The sequence below is a fragment of the Lewinella sp. IMCC34191 genome, assembly GCF_003390935.1.
Taxonomy (GTDB): domain Bacteria; phylum Bacteroidota; class Bacteroidia; order Chitinophagales; family Saprospiraceae; genus Neolewinella.
The window spans coordinates 1-2,762 of record NZ_QNQZ01000023.1; the positions used below are offsets into that span (position 1 = coordinate 1).

General features: G+C 51.2%; 1 rRNA gene. It reads left to right on the plus strand.

What is annotated here, in order from left to right:
• Positions 1–2,552 (plus strand): 23S ribosomal RNA (locus DRW39_RS22035); the annotation flags it as partial.
• Positions 2,553–2,762 lie beyond the last annotated feature (210 nt).

A 2,762-nucleotide genomic window follows, 5' to 3' on the forward strand; every position in this document is an offset into this window, starting at 1 on the left:
CATTTAACTGGAACAGTTTTGGAAAAGCTGACCATAGGGGGTGAAAGTCCCGTACAGGAATGGTGGTGTTGATGACGAGGATCCTGAGTAGGGCGGGGCCGGAGAAACCCTGTCTGAATTTGCGGGCACCATCCCGTAAGGCTAAATACTCCTGAGAGACCGATAGTGTACCAGTACCGTGAGGGAAAGGTGAAAAGAACCGCGAGAAGCGGAGTGAAAAGACCCTGAAACCGTGCGCCTACAAGCGGTCGGAGCATACGTAAGTGTGTGACGGCGTGCCTTTTGCATAATGAGCCTACGAGTTACTCCTCACTACCGAGTTTAAGGTGTTCAGCACCGCAGGCGCAGCGAAAGCGAGTCCTAACGAGGCGATATAGGTAGTGGGGGTAGACGCGAAACCTGGTGATCTACCCATGGGCAGGTTGAAGTTCCGATAGTCTCGGAATGGAGGACCGAACCGGTAAACGTTGAAAAGTTTTCGGATGACCTGTGGGTAGGGGTGAAAGGCCAATCAAACCAGGAGATAGCTCGTACTCCCCGAAATGCATTTAGGTGCAGCGTCGTGGAATGTGTGCCGGAGGTAGAGCTACCAATAGGGCTAGGGGGCTTCACCGCCTACCAACCCCTGATGAACTCCGAATGCCGGCATAACAGTAGCGGCAGTGAGGCTACGGGTGCTAAGGTCCGTGGCCAAGAGGGGAACAACCCAGACCATCAGCTAAGGTCCCCAAATTCGGGCTGAGTTGAATGGAACGATGTGGGGATGCTAAGACAGCTAGGATGTTGGCTTGGAAGCAGCCATTCATTTAAAGAGTGCGTAACAGCTCACTAGTCGAGCGTTCCTGCGCGGAAAATACTCGGGCATAAGCCCGGTACCGAAGCTATGGAAAGGATGCTTTAGGGCATCATTTGGTAGGGGAGCATTGTAGTACAGCACCGAAGGTTGGAAGTGATTCCGGCTGGAGCGGCTACAAAAGCAAATGTAGGCATGAGTAACGATAAAAGGGGTGAGAAACCCCTTCGCCGTAAGACTAAGGTTTCCGTATTCGATGTTAATCAGAATCGGGTTAGTCGGGACCTAAGGTGTAGCCGCCAGGCGAAGCCGATGGCAAACGGGTTAATATTCCCGTACCCGCTCTGCAATGAAAGCGACGGAGTAGTGTAGTTGGTGCGTACTGACGGAATAGTACGTTAAAGGTTGAGTAAAATTGACCGATAGTACAGGTCTTACTTCGGTAAGACTTGATAATCCAGTGAAGCGACTTCCAAGAAATAGCGAGCAGTAGCGGCCCGTACCGTAAACCGACACAGGTAGTCGAGGAGAGTATCCTAAGGCGCTCGAGTGATTCATGGCTAAGGAACTAGGCAAATTAGACGCGTAACTTCGGGAGAAGCGTCGCCTGCTCAGGGATGAGCAGGCCGCAGTGAAGAGGCCCAGGCGACTGTTTAGCAAAAACACAGGACTCTGCTAAATCGCAAGATGAAGTATAGGGTCTGACACCTGCCCGGTGCTGGAAGGTTAAGGAAGGGGCTTAGGAGTAATCCAAAGGTCTTAACTGAAGCCCCAGTAAACGGCGGCCGTAACTATAACGGTCCTAAGGTAGCGAAATTCCTTGTCGGGTAAGTTCCGACCTGCACGAATGGTGTAACGATCTGGGCACTGTCTCGGCCATGAGCTCGGTGAAATTGAAGTATCGGTGAAGATGCCGATTACCCGCAACGGGACGAAAAGACCCCGTGAACCTTTACTACAGCTTCACATTGCATTAGGGTATAAGATGTGTAGGATAGGTGGGAGACAATGAAGCGGCCACGCTAGTGGTTGTGGAGTCGTCCTTGAAATACCACCCTTCTTATACTTTGATGCTAACTCCTACGAAATAGGAGGACCGTGTGTGGTGGGTAGTTTGACTGGGGTGGTCGCCTCCTAAAGTGTAACGGAGGCTCGCAAAGGTACCCTCAGCATGGTTGGTAATCATGCGAAGAGCGTATAAGTATAAGGGTGCTTGACTGCAAGACCGACAGGTCGAACAGGTGCGAAAGCAGGCTTAAGTGATCCGGTGGTTCCGCATGGAAGGGCCATCGCTCAAAGGATAAAAGGTACTCCGGGGATAACAGGCTGATCTCCCCCAAGAGCTCACATCGACGGGGAGGTTTGGCACCTCGATGTCGGCTCGTCACATCCTGGGGCTGAAGAAGGTCCCAAGGGTTGGGCTGTTCGCCCATTAAAGTGGCACGCGAGCTGGGTTCAGAACGTCGCAAGACAGTTCGGTCTCTATCTGTTGCGGGCGTAGGAATATTGCGGAGATCTGTTTCCAGTACGAGAGGACCGGAATGGACGTATCTCTAGTGTACCGGTTGTGGCGCCAGCTGCACTGCCGGGTAGCTATATACGGCATAGGATAAGCGCTGAAAGCATCTAAGCGCGAAGCCAACTCCAAGATGAATATTCCCCTGAGGGTCGCAGAAGATGACTGCGTTGATAGGCTGTAGGTGGAAGCGTAGTAATACGTGGAGCCGAGCAGTACTAATCACCCGACAGCTTCCTTTATTTTTTCTTTGAAGTGAGTGAGACGTACAGTTTGTTAGATCAAATTGCACTGAAGCTTATGAGTAACGAAAAGGTATACGGCAGCACGCTTGTAGAAGTATTATAATAATCAGTTACGGTCTTTATGTGCCGTGGACGAACCGTATGGATCAGTTGAAAGGACTGAAGCTCTCTTATCGAACTTGTTGATCGTTATCAAAGAAACGGCCTC